The following is a 19105-nucleotide window of genomic DNA, read 5'->3' on the forward strand; positions in this document are numbered from 1 at the left end:
CACAAAGTAAAACTTGTGAATCTTTAAAGTAGATTCTAAAACTTTTTAATGCAAAATCAAAGGATTACAATGGAAATGTTAGTGCTTATACTTCAAGTTGCCGTGCTACTTGGAGCTATTTTTATCGGTATTCGGCTTGGCGGTATGGCGATAGGCTACGCTGGTGGTTTTGGCGTAGTTGTGCTTTGTCTCTTTTTGGGTATGAAGCCCGGAGCTATTCCTTGGGATGTTATCCTTATCATTATGTCAGTTATTGCGGCGATTGCGGCAATGCAACTTGCTGGTGGGCTAGACTATATGGTGCAGGTGGCTGAAAAGATTCTAAGAAAGAATCCAAAATACATTAACTACCTTGCCCCAACGGTTACTTACTTTTTGACATTTTTAGCAGGGACTGGGCATACTGCCTTTTCTATGATACCTGTGATTGTAGAAGTGGCAAAGGAACAAAATATTAAGCCATCCGCCCCTCTTTCAATCGCTGTTGTCTCTAGTCAAATCGCCATTACCGCAAGCCCTGTAAGTGCGGCGGTAGTGTATATGACCGGTGTGCTAGAGCCGCTTGGCTGGAGCTATCCTACTTTGCTTTTAGTATGGCTTGTTACAACTTTCAGTGCGTGTATGCTGACTGCCTTTGTGGTGAGTAAGTTTTTCCCACTTGATTTGAGTAAAGACCCTGTGTATCAAGAGCGACTAAAAGCTGGGCTTGTGAAATCAGCAAATGGTGCAGCACACATTGAGCTAAAAAAGGGAGCAAAGCTAAGTGTTGGTATCTTCCTTGTGGGTGTGCTTTGCGTGGTGATTTATGCCACTTCAATATCTGATGTCGTGCGTAAGCCTATGCTAGAATCTGTAAGCAAAAATATCCCAGTGTATGTGGATAATGAGCTAGATTCTATAAAGAATGAAGCAACTTCGCTTTTAGCAATAAAAGATAGTGAGCAATTAAAACTAGAAAAACAAAACCTTAGCACACCGCTAGAATCTTTGAAGAAAACCTATATAGATTCTATCCCTGCGATTAAGGCAAATCCAAATGATATAGAAAATCTTCAAAATGCCTTTGCCACCGCAAAAAACGAGATAAATTCTATTGCTAAAAATGAGCAGAATGAAAAAGCCCTTGAACTAATAGAATCTAAGCTAGATTCTATGGTAGGGGAGCTAGATTCTATCCTGCTAGACTTCGCACAAAAAGATGGAATGTTAGCAAACTTATCAGCAATGGTAAAAAGCTATATTGATCCTGTGCGATTGCCACGCGATGGGGCGATTATGAGCTTTATGCTGATGATTGCAACTTTGATTGTGATTTTCTGTAAGGTAGAAACCGGCAAACTGCTTGATGCAAGCACATTTAAGGCGGGAATGACAGCTTGTGTGTGCGTTTTAGGTGTGGCTTGGCTTGGCAATACTTTTGTTGATGGCTACAAAGCAGAGATTGGCGATTTAGCCGGCAAACTTGTGGGCGATTATCCCGCACTTTTGGCAGTAGCCCTTTTCTTTGCGAGTATGTTGCTTTACTCACAAGCGGCTACGGCTAAGGCGATTATGCCGGTTGTGATTGCTGCACTCGGTATCACCGCTACAAATGCGGATTCTGCGTATATTTTGGTAGCAAGTTTTGCGGCTGTGTCGGCATTATTTGTGCTTCCTACATATCCTACGCTACTTGGAGCGGTGCAAATGGACGATACCGGCTCTACACGCATTGGTAAGTTTGTTTTCAATCATAGCTTCATACTGCCGGGTATTATAGCTATCGTATTTGCCGTAGCTCTTGGCTTTGCCATCGCTCCGCTATTCTAAAAACTACAACATAGAATCTTTTTAGATTCTATGTTTATTCTCTCTTTTGATAAGCATCATCACTAAGGCTAAGATTCTATCTACCTTTCCTTAAGCTCTAGGCTTTGTAGCTCCTTGATACATTTTTGCAAATCTTCAATAATCTCATCGTATTTAAAACTAAGCAACACACGCTTATAAAGCTCTGGCTTATGCTTTCGCCAATTTCTCAAAGTCTTTGGTGTAACATCAATAATGCGTGCCATATCCTGCTGTGTGTATTTCATTGTGTCCCTTAGATTCTTTTGGGCTAGAATCTACACAAAAAGTTTTTTAAATCAAATTAGGTAAATATTTTCTAAATAAATATTATTTTAAGTATTTTTTACCTAGAATCCTACACTCGCCAAGAGAAAATACAAAAACAAGGAGAAAAAAATGAAAAACCCGACATTATCTATTGCACTCAAAGTGGGAATGGCATTTGGCTTGGGACTTTTAGTTGTTGGTTGTGGAGACCCCGTCCCTGAGTTGCCACACTATAAACCAAAAAGCCTAGAACAACAAGGCAAAGGTATTACTATCGCCAAAAGCACCCCCTATAATTGCAAAATTTTAGGTGAGGTTGAAGGTAAAGACAATACAAATGGCACAAGAGGAGCAACACGAGAGTTACTAAGGGAGGGTGCATTAAACGACCTTAGAAATGAAGCTGGGGATGCAGCAGGAGTGGGCAAAAGAATTATGCTTAACATTACCAATGAAGAAGTGTTATGCAGTGTCGTGCTTGAAGGCAAAAAAGGCAAAACGCAACAAACCATAAAATGCACCGACGGCTTACCAATCGACGCAATAAATGGCAAACTGCTCTCTCATAGAATCCACGCTCAAGTTTTTGATTGTGGTGAAAAATAAACTCGCTCCTTTTAAACTGAAAGATTCACAAACAAAGGGGATTTTATTGCAAAATCCCCTTTTAGAATCTCACACGCGCAACAACCAAACCCTTACACCCCACTCCCTAGAATCCTAAGCAATTTTGCTTCATTTTTGCAAATGCGTTATTTGCCTTTTGGACAAGATTAGGCTCAAAACTAAAAAGCAGAGTTTCAAAGTTATTTTCAAAAGCGTTTCTGCTCCAATTTGCCGAGCCAAGCACTAAAATCTCATCATCAATAATCGCCATTTTTTGGTGCATTATCCCATAATACTTGCCGTTTCTGGCTTTCACCCCGCTTAGCAGACACACGGAAATATTATTATACTTTGCTAGATAGCCAATGACTGAACTTTTATTCTCCATATTGCTTTCTTTATCAAAGATAATCTCCACGCTCACGCCCCTTTTTGCCACATCTCTTAGAATCTTAGCAATATCATTATTTGTAAAGCTATAAATGCTGATTTTTATCTCACGCTTTGCATTTCTTAACGCCCCCTGCAATGTATTTAAAGCTTGTTTTTGCTCATAGGGCAGTATATAAAGCGTATCATTTGGAGCAGAAAACGCAAATGAAGTAAGCAAAAAAGTGTGAATTATCCCCACAAACACATAATTCTTACATTTTCTCAATATTTTTGCCATTTTTGCCTGCATTTTATTCCTTTGTGCTGTGGATTTAGTTATAATCATAGGCTATTATTACACAAAAAGCAATAAAAGCGGGGAATGTATATGAAATTTCTACTCATCAATACCAATCAAATCGTTCAAAAACTCGTTGAAATCACAGCCAAAAAAGCTGGGGCAGATCTCACCACAATTACAGAATCTAGCCAACTTGCCAACCTAGAGCAGTATGATTATATCCTTGTTGATGATGATTGCTTTGGGCTAGATTCACAAGCCTATACAGACGCACTCAAAGACAAGCGGAAATGCCTTATTTACAACAAACAAGTCAAAAGGATTGAAGGGTTTGATGACTATGTGCAAAAGCCCTTTTTACCAACGAGTATTTTGGATATTTTCACCGCACAGCTTAGCAAACAAGCCCCCGCACAAAACCCTGAAAAAACGCCTTTAGACTCAGTAGATTCGGCACTTGGAGCAGAGCTTGATGCGGCATTAAATGGGGAAAATTTAGATAGCACAGAGAATGCCCCTATTGAGCTTGATAACCTAGATAAAGGGCTAGAAGAGATTGACAACTTGCTTGATGATAACCTTGAAAGCTCTAGCAGTGGGGATTCTAATGTAGATTCTAGCAATGTAATAAAACAGGAATCTATTGAAACAAAAAGTGGGGATAGTGGGGATTCTCAAGCAGAAAATATAGAGACTGAAGAGCCGACACTTGATATAGAACAAGCGACCGATGAGCTAAACCCCGAAGCGACTTTAGATGAGGGGCTAGATATTAACCTTGATTTGAGTGGGCTTGATGAGTCGGAGGGCTTCAGTGATGATGAAAATACTGAATCTATGGCAGATTCAGTAGAGACGGAAAAGAAAGCAGAGGCGGTAAGTGAAGCTGGAGATACGGCGGATTTAGATAATTTAGGGGATCTAAGCGGTTTAGATGACTTGACACAAGATGAAAGTTTGACTGAAAGCACTGCAGATTCCATAACTGAAGAGAATTCTACCGACACACAAGATGAAACAGAATCTTTAAGCTTAGATGATGAGCTGGATTTGGCAAATGAGACAAAAGAAGATTCTAAAGATTCAACACAAGAAAACATAAAGACAGAATCTCAAGGATTAGATGATTTGGAGAATTTGGACGATGAGATGGCACATCTAGATTCTGCACAAGAAATTGCAGAAACACAAAGTGCCGAATCTACACAAGATGAGCTGGGCGGTTTAGATGATTTGGAAAATCTCAATGATGACGCAGGGGAAAATGACAATCTAGGGGAAACAAAACAAACACAAAACGCTGATGATTTGGGCGAGTTAGATAACTTAGATGATTTGGATAGTTTGGGAGATTTGGCAGGGCTTGAAAATGAGCTAGGACAAACAGAGTTAGACGACATAGAATCTCAAAACGAAATAGAACACAATATAGAATCTGCAGATTCTGCTGATGAAAACTTAGGTGGAGAATCTTTGAGCGAAGAGAATGAAAAAAATTTGGAAGCAGAAAATACAGAATCTTTAAGCGATTTGGGCGATGAAACACTTAGCCTTGATGAGTTAGATGAGCTAGATTCCCTTGACACAAATGATGAAACACAACAGGACGCCACACAAGAAGCCGCAGATTCACATATACCACTTGATGATGAGTTTTCAAGTGAAGGCTTACTAGAAAATGACTTGCTTGATAATGTGGAAAAAGTGAGCTTAGCTGAGCCTGTGCTTGATAAAGAACAAGTGAGTGAAGTTAGCAAAGCCCTTCAAGCCCTTGATGAAGAAAGTGCTGATTTTACTTCACTTAAAGAGCCACAAATCGCAGAAGCACTCGGCGAGGAACTCCCTAAAGAGTTGTTATCCCTTGATGAATTAAGTGAATCTAATAATGAAGCCCTTGAAAATATATCCCTAGATTCACAAGATACAATAGAATCTGCCCCGGCACAAAGCACTCGGCAGGATACACAGCCCCAAGAGATTGTCAAAAATATGATAGCAAACTCCGTGCAAAGTAGCATTTCAAGCTTAAGCTCAAATAATCTTAAATCAATGCTTGATGGGCTTGAAGTAACCATAAACATTAGCTTTAAGGATAAGAGCAAATGAGTAGGGAAGCTCTAGGGCAAACAGGAGCGGTGCTTATCATATCTGGACCAAGCGGTTGTGGTAAAAGCACACTTACAAAGGCGATTATGGATTCTATCCCTGATGTGTATTTTTCAATCTCCACCACCACGCGTCCTATCCGCGATGGTGAGATTGATGGGGTGCATTATCACTTTGTTGATAAAGACAAATTTTTAACTGATATAAAAAACAATGTCTTTTTGGAATGGGCGGAGGTGCATACAAACTTTTATGGCACTTCATTAGAGCCTGTTAAAGTTGCTCTAGCACAAGATAAAATCGTGCTTTTTGATGTAGATGTGCAAGGACATCACAGCATTAAGGAATATTTTGGCGATTTTGCTAAATCCGTGTTTATCACCACAAAAAATAAAGAGATTCTAAAACAAAGGCTTGTGGCTAGGCAAACTGATGACTTGCAAACCATTGAGTTTCGCTTGATACAAGCACATAATGAAATGCAGCATATTGATGATTTTGACTATCTTATTATTAATGATGATATACATACCGCCAAAGAGGCTATTCTTGCCATTACGCGTTCGCTTAAATATCAGCAGATTGAGCGTTTTTCACATATTATCCAAAAATGGCAAGACTAATGGCAATATTCGGTATAATATCTCAATTTAACACAAAGGAGTTCCTATGACACCACCTAGTCCTACACAGTTGATAATTATCTTACTCATTGTTCTGCTTCTTTTTGGGGCAAAAAAAATCCCAGAGCTTGCTAAAGGCTTAGGCAGTGGGATAAAAAACTTTAAAAAAGCAGTCAAAGAAGATGATGAAAGCACAACAAACAAAGAAGAAATCTCGCAAGTAGGGGAAACTTCACAAATCAAGCAAACCCAAGCTACTGAATCTACCACACAAAATAAAGCAGATTCTTAAAAGCAAGAAGCCTAATGTATCAGCACATTAAAGCTATTTTAGCTCAAGCTTGTGGGCTTGAGAATGAAAGTGAGATTGTTTTAGAAAAGCCTAAAAATAAGGATTTGGGGCATTTAGCCACACCTCTTGCTTTTAGCCTTGCGAAAATAAAAAGGCAAAATCCCAAGCTTTTAGCTGAAGAGCTTTCAGTATCCCTAGCCCAAAATCCTGCCTTTAGCAAGGTAGAAGCACTCAATGGCTTTATTAATTTAACCCTTTCTGCCGATTTTCTTTTTGATATAAGTAAAGCAGAATCTACCGCACCACAAAGTAAGCAAAACAAAGAGAGCATTTTGCTTGAGTTTGTCAGTGCCAACCCAACGGGACCTTTGCATATAGGACACGCACGGGGGGCTGTGTATGGTGATGTATTATCGCGTGTGGGTAGGCATTTGGGCTATGAGATTACCACAGAGTATTATATCAATGACGCAGGTTCGCAGATTCAAATGCTTGGACTATCCTTACTTCTTGCAGGGCAGGAGCATATTTTAAAGCGTGAAGTGAAGTATCCAGAGAGCTATTATCGTGGGGAATACATTGTAGATTTAGCAAAAGAATGTGAAAAACACTTTGGGAAAAGCATTTTTGAGAGTGAAGATTCTATCCCCGCACTTGCGGATTTTGGCAAAAATGCAATGCTCCAAGAGATTAAGGATAATCTTTTACAAGTTGGCATTAGCTTTGATAATTTTGTCAGTGAAAAGGCTTTGTATGAACGCTGGAATAGCACACTGCAGACTTTAAAGCAAAATAATGGAATCTACACTCAAGATTCTAAAGTGTGGATTGCATCTTCAAAGCTTAATGATGAAAAAGACCGCGTGATTGTGCGTGAGAGCGGTGAGCCAACCTATCTAGCAGGGGATATTATCTATCATCAGGATAAGTTTCAAAGAGGCTTTGAACGCTACATTAATATTTGGGGAGCTGATCATCACGGCTATATTCAAAGAGTAAAGGCGGCGATACACTTTCTAGGCTATGATGAGAATAAGCTTGAGGTGCTACTCTCTCAAATGGTAAGTCTCCTTAAAGGCGGACAACCCTATAAGATGAGTAAAAGGGCTGGGAATTTTATCCTTATGAAAGATGTGGCTAGTGAGATTGGTAGCGATGCCCTGCGATTTATCTTTCTTTCCAAAAAGCCCGATACACACCTTGAATTTGATGTAGATGAGCTAAAAAAGCAAGATTCAAGCAATCCTATCTACTACATCAACTACGCTAATGCGAGAATCCATACGCTTTTTGAAAAAGCAGGTGTAAATATGCAGGATTTGGAAAAAAATATCCAAAGCTTGAGCTTTGATTCTCACATTAAAGATTCTGCTACACATTTGCTTTTTGAATCTTTGTGTCTTTCACACATCTTAGAATCAAGCTTCCGCGATAGAGAAATGCAAAAAATATGCGAGTATCTTAAAAATCTTGCCGCAAGTCTGCATAGCTTCTACAACACGCATAAAATCCTGCAAACTCCAAATCAAAATGATATTTTATATGCGTTAAAAGTCGTTAGTCAAACGCTCACACTCGGATTAGCCCTGCTTGGCATTACAGCAAAAACAAGAATGTAGCAATGCCTAAAAATGCCTTAAATGTATTGTGGGCGTTAAAAGACGCTTTTCCACATACTATTCCTATTTTGGTTGGCTATGTTTTTATGGGTATGGTGTTTGGAATCTTGCTTCAAAAGGCGGGATATGGGGCATTGTGGGCGTTTATTATGGCGGTAGTTATTTATGGTGGGACGACACAATTTATCGCTGTTGGACTTATGGCAAGTGGAGCTGGGCTGTGGGAATCTTTCGTGCTTGTTTCAATGATTAATGCAAGGCAGATTTTTTACTCTATCAGTATGCTAGAGCGTTTTAAGCAAATGGGCAAAAAGTCTTACTATATGATTTACTCACTTACTGATGAAACTCTAGCCCTGCTTAATCTCAAAAGCCCAAAGCCACATATTGATAAGCATTGGTTTGATTTTTTTATCGCGTTATTAAATCATAGCTATTGGATTATAGGCTGCACACTTGGGGCGATTGTAGGGAGTTTTGCAGACTTTGAGCCAAAGGGGCTTGATTTTGTAATGAGTGCGATTTTTGTGGTGATTTTCATAGAGCAATGGCGGAATAAAACAATGAGAACACCCGCACTTATTGGGATTCTTGTTAGCCTTGCGTGTTTGTATATTTTTAAAGCCGAGCATTTTTTACTCCCAGCCCTTGTTGGAATCTGTATCGTTCTTACACTACGGAGAAAGTCTCTTGAATCCTGAAATCTACCACTCTATACTGCTTGTTACACTCATTGCTATCAATACTTTTTTGAGTAGATTTTTACCCTTTATCATTTTTGCTAAATCCACACCTGCTTATATCATCTTTTTGGGTAAAGTGCTACCTAGTGCGATTATTGCGATGCTTATTGTGTATTGTTTGAAAGATACAAATTTTTCACAAACGCCTTATGGGCTGAATGAAATTATCGCTGTGTTTGTTGTGAGTAGCACACATATTTTATTTAAGATTCCTGTTGTGAGTATTGTGTGCGGGACGATTGGCTATATGGCATTGGTGCAGAGTGAGATTCTTAGCTCCATAATAAGCACAATGTAAAAAATTAAGATTCTAACGCCAAAGCAAATTGGCGTTTTTAAAATTTAAGCAAAAGCGTTTTTTAGGCTATCAATCCACGCTGCAATTCTTTGCTCTGTATTTTCTTCTTGATTGACTTCATCAATGACTAATCCCACAAACTTACCATCAACTACCGCTTCGCTATCATCAAAGGTATAACCATCTGTGCTTGTTTGCCCTACGATTTTGCCTTGCTTTGAAACTTTTTTATAAATATGGGCTATCCCATTGCAAAAAGTATCGCTATAAATATCTTGATCGCCTAGTCCCAAAAGAGCGATTGTCTTGCCGCTAAAGGCACTTTCATCAAGGCTAGATAAGAAGCTATCCCAATCATCTTGCAAATCTCCAGAGCCATAAGTTGGCGTAGCAAGGATAAGATTATCAAATCCAGCTATATCTTCAGCACTACAAGATGCTACATCAAACATTTGGCAATCACCAAGCTTATCTGCAACTTTCTGTGCGACTTCCTGTGTCACCCCGCCATCACTTCCATAAAATAAACCGACTTTTTTCATAAATGCTCCTTAGTGTTAAAATAAAAAGTCTAGCTTATAGCATAAAAGATAATAAAAGTAAAATATTAAAATAAGAATTGTTTTTATAATAGTTTTAGAATCTTTATCCTACAATCCGCATTTTAATTTTGGAGCATCAATAATGAAAACAAATATTATTTATATAATAAGGATTTTCTTCCTCTGTGCGATATGCTTTGTAAATAATCTAAGCCTATACGCTACGCAAGATTCTAGCCCCATAGAGCAAAGCCCACAGCATAGAAATGTCAAATTTTCCACTTCTATCGTTACCGCAACACCACCCACAACAACCTACCAAAGCGGTTCAAAACTCAATAAAACTATGCTAGATTCTACGCCAAGTGGCAATGGCGATATTACATCAATATTAAAAATAATTCCTAATGTTCAATTTGATAACGCACAGCTCAAGTCCTCTACACCCGGCGAGATTGACCCAGCAAATATAAGCATTAGTGGCGGACTTTTCTATCAAAATAATTTCCAGCTTGATGGCTTTAATATGAATAATGATTTAGACCCAAATGGTGGGCTACAAGATGGACCAAATGCGTTAAGAAGTGGGAGAAGTCAAGGTTTAGCAGTGGATACAAGCCTTCTAGAATCTATCCAAGTGCAAGATTCTAATATCTCGGCTGCTTATGGGGGATTTACCGGTGGAGTGGTAGAAGCAAATGTGCGAAAGCCACGAGCTGATAAGGGCGGCTTATTTGGGTGGCACGGAGGAGTGAGCTATCAATTCACCGGCAGTGATTTAACGCAATATTTCATAGATGAAAGCCAAGAGGCAAACTTCATTACAAGCTCAAATGAAAACTATCAGCCAAATTTCACAAAACATTTAATCCGTGCCAATCTTGAGGGCTATGCTACGCAGAATCTAGGCATTATCACAAGCTTTTCTACCACGCGGAGCTTTATCCCACTTAAAGGTTATTCATTTGACATCGGCACAGAGGCAAATGCTACAAGAGAGCAGCATCGCTATATTGATAACTACTATATTAAAACACATTATAATCCAAGCGAAAAGCTAACGCTTGAAGCAAGTCTCGCCTATATGCCCCAAGATAATACCTACTACAATAGCGTAGCAAAACATAGCTTTTATAGTATGAAAAGTGGGGGGATTCAAAGTGGGCTTAAAGCCCTCTATGATAGCAACATAGGGCTATGGAGCAATACTTTGAGCTACTCTTTTATGCAGACTTCAAGGGAGAGTGAGAAAAACTACTTTATGTCGTGGTATTATTCACAAGGCGATAAGGACTGGGCAGGGACAAATAGCAAAAGTCCAAAGGCAAATGAGGGTGGATTTGGCGATATGGAGCAGATTCAAAACACACTTAATTACAAATCAAATATGAACTTTGAATCTTGGGATTTATGGAAAAGCGAGCATACGCTCAACATAGGCTTTGAGGCAAACTACACTCACGCTTATCGCAATCGTAAAAATCCCTACTATGCTTTTAGAAATCCTGTTAAACTTGACAGCAACCCTTGTGGCACGGATAGTATGTTTGACTTTGCTACCTGCTCTAATACACAAACGCAAGGCAATGGTCAAAAACCACCTTGGCAAGGACAATATTTTGATAAAGTTACAGAATCTAAACCCGGCGAAATAGCCCTTGATAACCTTGCGTATGGAATCTATGCTGAAGATTCTATTTTGCTTGACTGGAGCAAAATAGGCAAGATTCAAACACGGCTAGGATTGCGACTAGATGGTGATACATATATGCAAAAGCACACCTTAGCCCCGCGATTTAGTCTTAACTACACTGCCCCTTGGGAAGAGTATAAAAGTAAGCTTATCTTTGGAGCAAATCGCTACTATGGACGGAATCTCTTAAGTTACCGCCTCTATGAGCTTGTGGCAAATAGCACACAGGAATACAAAAGGACAGATTCTAATTCTAGCTGGACTCCAACCACAGCAAAAGAAGGCCAAGTCAGCTATGCTTTCCATAAGCTCAATGTCCCTTATAGCGATGAGCTTATGGGAGGCATAATGCAGAATCTTGGGCTTTTTAGCTTAAGTGCTAAATACATCTATCGCCACGGACAAGATGAAGTAATGAAAAAAAGTATTAAGCAAAATAAAAGCTCTATAACCACTTGGACGAATGATGGGGAAAGTCAAAGCCATATCATCACCCTTAGCCTACAAAGCACCGAACCCTTAGAGATATATAGCGTGAAAAATCACATACTTTTTGCTTTTGATTATACTAAGGTAGCACGAAGCTACAATCTCTATTCCACTGATGATGCTTATCTTAATAATGATGATATTATCTATGATGGTGTCCAAATCAAATATAAAGATCGTCCAACTGAAAACTTCGCACGACCTTTTACCTTGAGGCTTTCCACAACACATACTTTTAAACTATGGAGGACAAAATGGCTTTTTAATAATTTCTTCCGCTATCGTGGCGGATATGATGCAATGGTGCTTTTAAACAAAACAAGCCCGGGCTATAATCCAAGCTCAACTTTAAAGCAATATGGTAAAATGCACTTTGATGGAGCTTTTAGCTGGGATATGCGTCTAGGCTTTGAGATGAATATATGGAAAGATAATGTTGTATTTGTGAATTTTGATATATATAATGTGCTAAACACTCGCAACAAAGCTGCCCTTAGCGGAACAAATGGTGCTGTGATACCCGGTATCCCTTCAAGTGCATCTGTGGCGGTGTATGAGATAGGACGACAATTTTGGATTCAAGGGGGGTATAAATTTTGAAAAACTTTTTACATAATAGCAGACACAAGACAATCGCAATCGTTTGTGTGCTTGGCATAAGCTCAGCCTATGCTATGCCAAAAAATATACAAGCCCTGCGAAAAATGTATCTCTCTCCCAAATCTCAATGGCAAAAGCCACAAGTAGATTCTAGTGTGTTGTGGGAAGAGCTATCCGCCCTGCCAGATACACCGCCCTATCCAGAATCTAATCCCTATTCATTAGCTAAAGCAAAGCTTGGGGAAAGGCTCTTTTTTGACCCTATCCTCTCTCAAAGCAAACAAATTGCTTGTGCCACTTGCCACGATAAAGAACTAGGCTTTGCCGATGGGCGAAGCGTAAGCTATGGACATAATCGCCAACTAGGCAAACGCAACGCACCAAGCGTTGTAATGTCAGCATTTGGAAAGGAAAAGTTTTGGGACGGGAGGGCAAAAGACTTAGAATCTCAAGCTCTTTTTCCCATAGCTGACCCAAAGGAAATGGCGTATTCCCCACAAAAAGCAGTCAAAAGATTGGCTAAAGATGCTAGTTACAAAGCGATGTTTAAAGAGGCTTTTGGGAGTGATGAGATTACCACGGAGCGTTTAGCCCAAGCTATCGCCACTTATGAGCGAACGCTTATGCCAAAAAATAGCCGTTTTGATAAATTTATGAAAGGGCAATTCCAAGCCCTAAGCGATAAGGAAGTATGGGGGCTACATCTCTTCCGCACTAAAGCTCGTTGTATGAACTGCCATTATGGAGCGAGTTTTAGCGATGAGAGTTTTCACAATCTGGGGCTCACCTACTATGGAAGAAAATATGAGGATTTAGGCTTGTTTCACACTACGGGCAACACAGAGGATATAGGCAAGTTTAAAACGCCAAGCCTTAGAAATGTAGTCAAAACAGCACCCTATATGCACAATGGGCTTTTTCCACATCTGCGTGGAGTGCTGAATGCCTATAATGGAGGAATGTTCCACCCAAATGCAAACACCAAAGAGCTAGAAGATAAAACAAGGAAAAATCTCCCCTACCCTAAGACAGATTTACTTCTAAAGCCGCTAAACTTAAGTAGTGATGAGATTCAAGCACTTGAGGCATTCTTAAAAACACTCTAATTTTTGCTTAGGCTTTCAAGCAGAGAGTTTGAAGTCTGCTCCAAACTACTTACACTTTGAATAATCTCTGTAGAATTACTTTGTGTAATCTCTTCACCAATAAATGAGGTTGCCTTGGCAGAATCTGTAGAAAGTCTTTGAGCTATCTCATCTGCCCTGCTTTGTGGTAAAAGTGTATGAATCACACTTTGTGCATCTTCATTGTCAAGCAAACGAGAGATAGGATTAAGCGAGACAAGATTCTCATTTTTCTCTTGCGTGTTAAGACAGAGATAAAGATTTGATTTAAACAAAATATGATCAAGCTTTGTTACTGATAGCACTAACTGCTTATAAAGCTGGGCGAATATCTCATCTAAAGACGCACTATTAGCTTCCATTTTGTCAAACACCTCATTAAATGTATGGAGCTTAGATTCAGACACAGAAGCAATTTTGCTTACCTCATCACCACCCTGTTCAATACTCCCTACTTCTTGTTGCATACTTTGGATAGAGATGGAAATCTCATTTGTAGCTTTTTGCGTATTTTCAGCAAGTTTTCTTACCTCATCAGCAACAACTGCAAATCCTCTGCCGTGTTCTCCAGCACGAGCAGCTTCAATAGCAGCATTCAATGCTAAAAGATTAGTTTGATTAGCTATATCATCAATAAGTGCGACAATATTGCCAATCTCGCGTGATTTTTCAGCAAGGCTTTGAATAGATTGATTATTTCTCTCAATCAATGAAAGCAACTCACTAATAGATTCTGTCAAATTACTCACATCTTCGCGACTTTCAATTGACGCATCACGAATATCGCGGACATTTAAATCCACCTTCTTCATATAAACAATATCATCATTCAGCGTATTTGCTATGCTATTAAGATTTGCATTTTGACTTTTTAGACTAAGATTCATCAAATTTTTAGACAATGCGTTGCGAATAGAATCTTTAGCGTTTTCTTCAATCGCACTTAGAGCCTTATTAATCCCTTCTATGTTTTGAGCCAATGTCCCATTTAGCCCACCTGCAAAGCCTTTACGATAGTATCGCCCTTCCTGCGAGCTTTCAATAGAGCTTTTCACTTCACGCAAAAAAGCTTCCAAATGATCAGCAAAATCATTCAAATGCTCACAAATCTCTACAACAGCACCGCTCCCCTTAATATGTGTGATGCGTGAATCAAACTTGCCTAAAGCATATTCTTTTGTCGTATGAGCCAAAGTTTTGAAAAGTCGCTCATCGTGCCTTGCCATATAGAATCTCACACACACAATTCCAGCAAGGAGTGCAAAAATAAGACTTGCTAAACTAAATCCATTACAATAGCCATCAACACCAATGCCCACCAAAAGAAGCAACAAAGAAACAATATTAATCTTACTCATAAGTCCCCTTACGCCTTATCTTGCATTGTCAAAATCAGCTGATTGTAATCCATCTTGCTTTTATCTAAAATCTTATGAAGCACGGCTAAACTCGCCTCCATAGATTGAGATTCTGCATTTTTCATCTCTCTATATACTCCAGCAATTTTCTCCACTGCCTTTGCATTTGGCTTTCTCCGCACGGAATAATACCCCACAATTTGATTATTTGTATCAAATGAAGGCGTAACATTAGCAAACACCCAATAATGTCCGCCACTTTTAGTTTTATTTTTCACAAAAGCAAAAATCTCCTCTCCCCTTTGCACATAATCCCACAAAAGCTTAAAAACCGCCCTAGGCATATCACTATGTCGCACGATACTATGAGGTTTGCCAAAAATCTCTTCTTCTTTATAGCCGCTGTATTGGATAAAATCCTTATTGCAATACACGACCTTGCCTTTTAAATCTGTCTTAGAGGTTATCAATGTAGAATTTTTCAGTTCCTTACCTAAATCAATCATTCCCTATCCTTGAAATTGCTATGTTATATATCTATTGAAATAAAGGCGGGATTGTAACAAATGTTAATTAACTGATAAACTTTTTAGTTTGAAAGCAGAGTGGCGTCTTGCAGAATCTACAAAAGATTCTGCAATGTTTTAAAATGCAGGAACTATTTCCCCTTTGTATTGTGTTTGGATAAAATCTTTTACCTTTTGGCTTTGCAGTGCATTTTTAAGCTTTTGCAAGGTCTCATCATTCACCCTAGATTCCTGCACGACAAGGATATTGGCATAAGGAGATTCTTTACCCTCTAGCACCAACGCATCACCGCTTTTAAGCCCAGCTTGCAACGCGTAGTTGCCATTGATTACAGCTGCATCAACATCATCAAGTGTGCGAGGCAAAAGTGCGGCTTCAACGGGCTTAATTTTAATGTCTTTAGCATTTTCTACAATATCAAGCTCTGTTGAGGTGAGATTGCTAGAATCTTTAAGCTTAATCAAACCCTTTGCCTCAAGCAACAATAATGCTCTACCACCATTGCTTGGATCATTTGGGATAGCTATACTAGCCCCCTGTGGCAATTCATCAATACTCTTAAGTTTGCGAGAATACAGCCCAATTGGCTCAATGTGGATTGTTGCAATAGATTCTAACTTTAAGCCCTTATCCGCTTTAAGAGAATCTAAAAATGGCTTATGTTGATGAAAATTCGCATCAAGTGAGCCATCATTAAGGCTAATATTAGGCAAAACATAATCTGTAAAAGACACAATTTGCAAATCAATACCCTGCTCTGCCAAATCAGGCTTTACAAACTCCAAAATCTCTGCGTGTGGCACAGGCGTAGCACCGACTTTTAGCACGACTTTTTCTTGCTCTTGTGTCTTTTTAGGATATGTTTCCTTATCCCTATCATCACCACAGCCAACAAAGGCTAAACCTGCTGCAAAAACTAAAGCAAGTAACTTTTTCATTTTTTTCTCCTTTTATTTTGGTTATTTAAATTTTAGAATCTTTAGAATCTCACTCCAAGATTCACTTACGCCGCTTCACTTCTATTCTGCCACACTCACAGGGATAATCTCGCCCTTATATTTTGAAAGGATAAACTCACGCGTTTCCTTGCTTAAAAGCACTTCTTTGAGTTTAGCTATACGCTCATCGTCCTTGTTATCTTCCCTTGCCACAAGCACATTCACATACGCACTTTTATCATTTTCGTGGAAAATGGCAGACTTTATGCTCATTTTTGCCTGCAAAGCATAGTTTGCATTAATCACTGCACCATCAACGCTATCAAGCACTAGTGGCAAAGACGCTGCTTCCATAGGCTTAAACACGATTTTTTTAGGATTTTCTATGACATCAAGCTCGGTTGTATTGAGATTGCTAGGTTCTTTGATTTTTATCACACCATTATCGTGGAGCAAAATAAACGCCCTTGCCATATTTGAAGCATCGCCGGGAATGGCAATACTCGCCCCTTGTGGAATCTCATCAACACTTTTTGCCTTTTGTGAATAAAAACCCAAAGGCACGACATACACAGGTGCAATTGCTGTAAGCTTATACCCCTTTTCTTCATTAGTCTTATCCATAAAAGGCTTATGCTGATACAAGTTTGCATCACTGCTTCCCTCTGCCAAAGAAGTATTAGGCACAACATAATCAGTAAAGTTTTGAATCTGAATCTCCACGCCCTTTGCTTGAAGTTGCGGTTTAATAAAATCCAAAATCTCCGCAGCTGGCACAGGTGTTGCCCCTACTCTCAAGGGATCAGACCTACTCACTTCATCTTTGCTTGATTTGGCTTTTTCATCTCCACAAGCCACAAATCCCGCACTTAAGGCTACTACAAAAGCCAAACTCACAATTTTTCTCATTCACTACCTCCTTTTTTATGGTTTAAATGTTTAGATTCTAACGATATTGACGCAAACGCTTGACAAACAAGTCGCCACTTGATTGAATACATTGCACCATAACGATGATACATATAACCGCATAGGTCAAAACATCAGGCTTAAAAGACTGAAAGCCAATGCGATAAGCTAAATCCCCTAACCCACCAGCCCCCACAACACCAGCCATTGCAGAAAAGCCAACAAGGCTAACTGAAGTAATTGTGATAGCATTAACAATGGAAGGCAGAGTTTCAGAAATCATCATAAAAATCACCACTTTCTTACTTGCTCCCATACTCATTGTAGCTTCTACCAGCCCCTTATCCACCTCATCAAACGCCCCTTCAAAAAGCCGTGCGATAAAAGGTGTAGCGGCTATCACAAGAGGGATAATCGCCGCCGTGCTACCGATACTTGTGCCGATAAGGAGTTTTGAAAGCGGCAAAAGCAAAAAGATAAGCACAATAAAAGGAAAGGAACGCACCACATTCACAATAGCACTTAAGATTCTATATAAACTTGGGGTTGCCATAATACCAGAGGGCTTAATCGCACTTAAAAGCACACCCAAAGGCAATCCAAAAAGCACAGCAAAGAATGTAGAGAAAAGCACCATATAGAGTGTTTCGCAACAGGATTTAACAAGGCTAAAGGCGATAGGATCTGTAAAAACATTTCCCAAAAATACCAAAAAATGCCTTTCCCACATATTTAAAAAATCAAGCATTTTATTCCCCCTTGCTAGAATCTATGTAAGCAGAATGATGAGCTAGAGATTCCACACTCACGCCTTGTTCTTGTAGCCATTTGAGCGAATCTTGCAGGAGAGAATCTTGTGCGATAAACTTTAACACCAAATGCCCAACTTCCCCTGTGGCAAGTTCATCAATATTACCACTTAAAATATTCACATCAATATCAAATTTACGAATCATCTGTGAGATAAGAGGGCTTTGCGCATAAGGTCCTGTGAAAATAATCTTATACACATTGTCTTTATTTTGCAAATGCGAGATAACACGCCCTTCATCTTGAGGCAAAAATGAAATCAGTTCCTTTGTAATAGCGTGTTTTGGTGAAGCAAACACAGAATCCACGCTGCCCCGCTCCACTATCTCACCACCACTCACCACACACATCTTATTGCAAATCTCCCGCACCACTTCAATTTGATGTGTGATAAGCACCACACTTAGCCCGAGCTTTTGTTGTATATCACGCAAAAGGGAAAGAATGGATTTTGTTGTTTTTGTATCAAGTGCGGAAGTTGCCTCATCGCATAAAAGCACCTTTGGGTGATTAGCCAATGCCCTAGCAATCGCCACTCTCTGCTTTTGCCCTCCACTGAGCTGACTAGGATAGAATCCCGCTCTATCGCTTAAGCCCACAAGCTCTAATAGTTCATTCACACGCGGCTTAATCTCGCTACTTTTCCACTTAGCGATACGCAGGGCAAAGGCGACATTATCAAAGACACTTTTCGCACTCAAAAGATTAAAATGCTGAAAAATCATACCGATTTTTTGACGCTCCTTTTGCAATGCCTTTTCCTTAAGGTTTAAGAGATTCACACCATCAATGTGAATCTCTCCACTTGTTGGCTCTTCAAGGCGATTGATAATGCGAATAAGAGTGCTTTTTCCTGCACCAGAATAGCCGATAATCCCCATAATATCGCCCTTTTCCACACTCAAATCTATATTTTTCAGTGCCACAAAACCATTAGGATAAGTCTTATTAATGCCACGAAGCTCTATCACATACACTCCTTGTGCTGTTTCATAAAGGCGGTATTATATCACTTTTTTTAAAAATACAATATGTAATAAAATTTATGTTTAAATTT

18 protein-coding genes and 2 pseudogenes are annotated in these 19105 nt (G+C 39.3%); 11 read left to right on the forward strand and 9 right to left on the reverse strand.

The annotated features are described in order from the left end of the window. Positions 1–69: 69 nt before the first annotated feature. Positions 70–834 (forward strand): annotated as a pseudogene (locus HCCG_RS13090) (anaerobic C4-dicarboxylate transporter family protein); the annotation flags it as partial. A gap of 402 nt (positions 835–1236) precedes the next feature. Further along, positions 1237–1809 (forward strand): annotated as a pseudogene (locus HCCG_RS13095) (anaerobic C4-dicarboxylate transporter family protein); the annotation flags it as partial. A gap of 80 nt (positions 1810–1889) precedes the next feature. Here the strand turns inward: HCCG_RS13095 and HCCG_RS02515 are convergent. Further along, complete coding sequence (locus HCCG_RS02515; protein ID WP_002955833.1) at positions 1890–2075, reverse strand: hypothetical protein; 186 nt, start codon at positions 2073–2075, stop codon at positions 1890–1892. A gap of 151 nt (positions 2076–2226) precedes the next feature. On the opposite strand from HCCG_RS02515, the gene HCCG_RS02520 reads away from it, so the two are divergent. Continuing rightward, entirely contained in the window at positions 2227–2703 is a 477-nt protein-coding gene (locus tag HCCG_RS02520) for a DUF4156 domain-containing protein (RefSeq protein ID WP_002955835.1), read from the forward strand. A gap of 106 nt (positions 2704–2809) precedes the next feature. Here the strand turns inward: HCCG_RS02520 and HCCG_RS02525 are convergent, their stop codons facing one another. After that, entirely contained in the window at positions 2810–3364 is a 555-nt protein-coding gene (locus tag HCCG_RS02525) for a phospholipase D-like domain-containing protein (RefSeq protein ID WP_372449644.1), read from the reverse strand. Between the two features lie 99 nt (positions 3365–3463). On the opposite strand from HCCG_RS02525, the gene HCCG_RS02530 reads away from it, so the two are divergent. Genes HCCG_RS02530 through HCCG_RS02555 form a run of 6 tightly spaced genes read left to right on the forward strand, consistent with a single transcriptional unit; the run spans position 3464 to position 9057 of the window. Beyond that, positions 3464–5482 carry a midas domain-containing protein gene (locus HCCG_RS02530; protein WP_002955840.1) on the forward strand — a complete coding sequence of 673 codons (2019 nt, stop codon included), beginning with the start codon at positions 3464–3466 and terminating at the stop codon, positions 5480–5482. Then, the gene (gene gmk / locus HCCG_RS02535) at positions 5479–6105 is read left to right on the forward strand and encodes a guanylate kinase (RefSeq protein WP_002955842.1); all 627 of its coding nucleotides are present in this window, start codon (positions 5479–5481) and stop codon (positions 6103–6105) included. The genes HCCG_RS02530 and gmk overlap by 4 nt, the downstream gene beginning before the upstream one ends. Before the next feature lie 46 nt (positions 6106–6151). Beyond that, positions 6152–6397: a twin-arginine translocase TatA/TatE family subunit gene (gene tatA / locus HCCG_RS02540; RefSeq protein ID WP_002955843.1), complete on the forward strand. Its 246-nt coding sequence runs from the start codon at positions 6152–6154 to the stop codon at positions 6395–6397. Positions 6398–6411: 14 nt separating this feature from the next. Next, a complete protein-coding gene (gene argS / locus HCCG_RS02545; RefSeq protein ID WP_002955844.1) occupies positions 6412–8016 on the forward strand; it encodes an arginine--tRNA ligase in 1605 nt (534 codons plus the stop codon). Positions 8017–8018: 2 nt separating this feature from the next. Continuing rightward, a complete protein-coding gene (locus HCCG_RS02550) occupies positions 8019–8717 on the forward strand; it encodes an AzlC family ABC transporter permease (protein WP_002955845.1) in 699 nt (232 codons plus the stop codon). After that, entirely contained in the window at positions 8707–9057 is a 351-nt protein-coding gene (locus HCCG_RS02555) for a branched-chain amino acid transporter permease (RefSeq protein ID WP_002955846.1), read from the forward strand. The genes HCCG_RS02550 and HCCG_RS02555 overlap by 11 nt, the downstream gene beginning before the upstream one ends. Before the next feature lie 44 nt (positions 9058–9101). On the opposite strand, the gene HCCG_RS02560 is transcribed toward HCCG_RS02555, so the two are convergent. Continuing rightward, positions 9102–9599: a flavodoxin gene (locus HCCG_RS02560; protein WP_002955847.1), complete on the reverse strand. Its 498-nt coding sequence runs from the start codon at positions 9597–9599 to the stop codon at positions 9102–9104. 142 nt (positions 9600–9741) lie between these two features. Between HCCG_RS02560 and HCCG_RS02565 the strand changes: the two genes are divergently transcribed. Then, positions 9742–12381, forward strand: coding sequence for a TonB-dependent receptor (locus HCCG_RS02565; protein WP_002955848.1), 2640 nt, complete (start codon positions 9742–9744; stop codon positions 12379–12381). Next, a complete protein-coding gene (locus HCCG_RS02570; protein ID WP_002955849.1) occupies positions 12378–13487 on the forward strand; it encodes a cytochrome-c peroxidase in 1110 nt (369 codons plus the stop codon). Before HCCG_RS02565 ends, HCCG_RS02570 begins: the two co-directional genes overlap by 4 nt. Here the strand turns inward: HCCG_RS02570 and HCCG_RS02575 are convergent. The 6 genes from HCCG_RS02575 to HCCG_RS02600 all read right to left on the reverse strand — a co-directional run bounded on the left by HCCG_RS02575 (position 13484) and on the right by HCCG_RS02600 (position 19019). Next, the gene (locus HCCG_RS02575; protein WP_002955850.1) at positions 13484–14863 is read right to left on the reverse strand and encodes a methyl-accepting chemotaxis protein; all 1380 of its coding nucleotides are present in this window, start codon (positions 14861–14863) and stop codon (positions 13484–13486) included. The genes HCCG_RS02570 and HCCG_RS02575 overlap by 4 nt on opposite strands. Positions 14864–14871: 8 nt before the next feature. Next, positions 14872–15369: a PAS domain-containing protein gene (locus HCCG_RS02580; protein ID WP_002955851.1), complete on the reverse strand. Its 498-nt coding sequence runs from the start codon at positions 15367–15369 to the stop codon at positions 14872–14874. A gap of 138 nt (positions 15370–15507) precedes the next feature. Beyond that, positions 15508–16329, reverse strand: a complete 822-nt coding sequence (locus tag HCCG_RS02585; RefSeq protein ID WP_002955854.1) for a MetQ/NlpA family ABC transporter substrate-binding protein — start codon at positions 16327–16329, stop codon at positions 15508–15510. 81 nt (positions 16330–16410) lie between these two features. After that, positions 16411–17238: a MetQ/NlpA family ABC transporter substrate-binding protein gene (locus tag HCCG_RS02590; protein WP_002955856.1), complete on the reverse strand. Its 828-nt coding sequence runs from the start codon at positions 17236–17238 to the stop codon at positions 16411–16413. 37 nt (positions 17239–17275) lie between these two features. Further along, positions 17276–17968 carry a methionine ABC transporter permease gene (locus HCCG_RS02595; protein WP_172580142.1) on the reverse strand — a complete coding sequence of 231 codons (693 nt, stop codon included), beginning with the start codon at positions 17966–17968 and terminating at the stop codon, positions 17276–17278. Positions 17969–17987: 19 nt separating this feature from the next. After that, complete coding sequence (locus tag HCCG_RS02600) at positions 17988–19019, reverse strand: methionine ABC transporter ATP-binding protein (RefSeq protein ID WP_002955858.1); 1032 nt, start codon at positions 19017–19019, stop codon at positions 17988–17990. Positions 19020–19105: the final 86 nt, after the last annotated feature.

It is taken from the genome of Helicobacter cinaedi CCUG 18818 = ATCC BAA-847, from assembly GCF_000155475.1.
GTDB classification, from domain to species: Bacteria; Campylobacterota; Campylobacteria; order Campylobacterales; family Helicobacteraceae; genus Helicobacter_C; species Helicobacter_C cinaedi.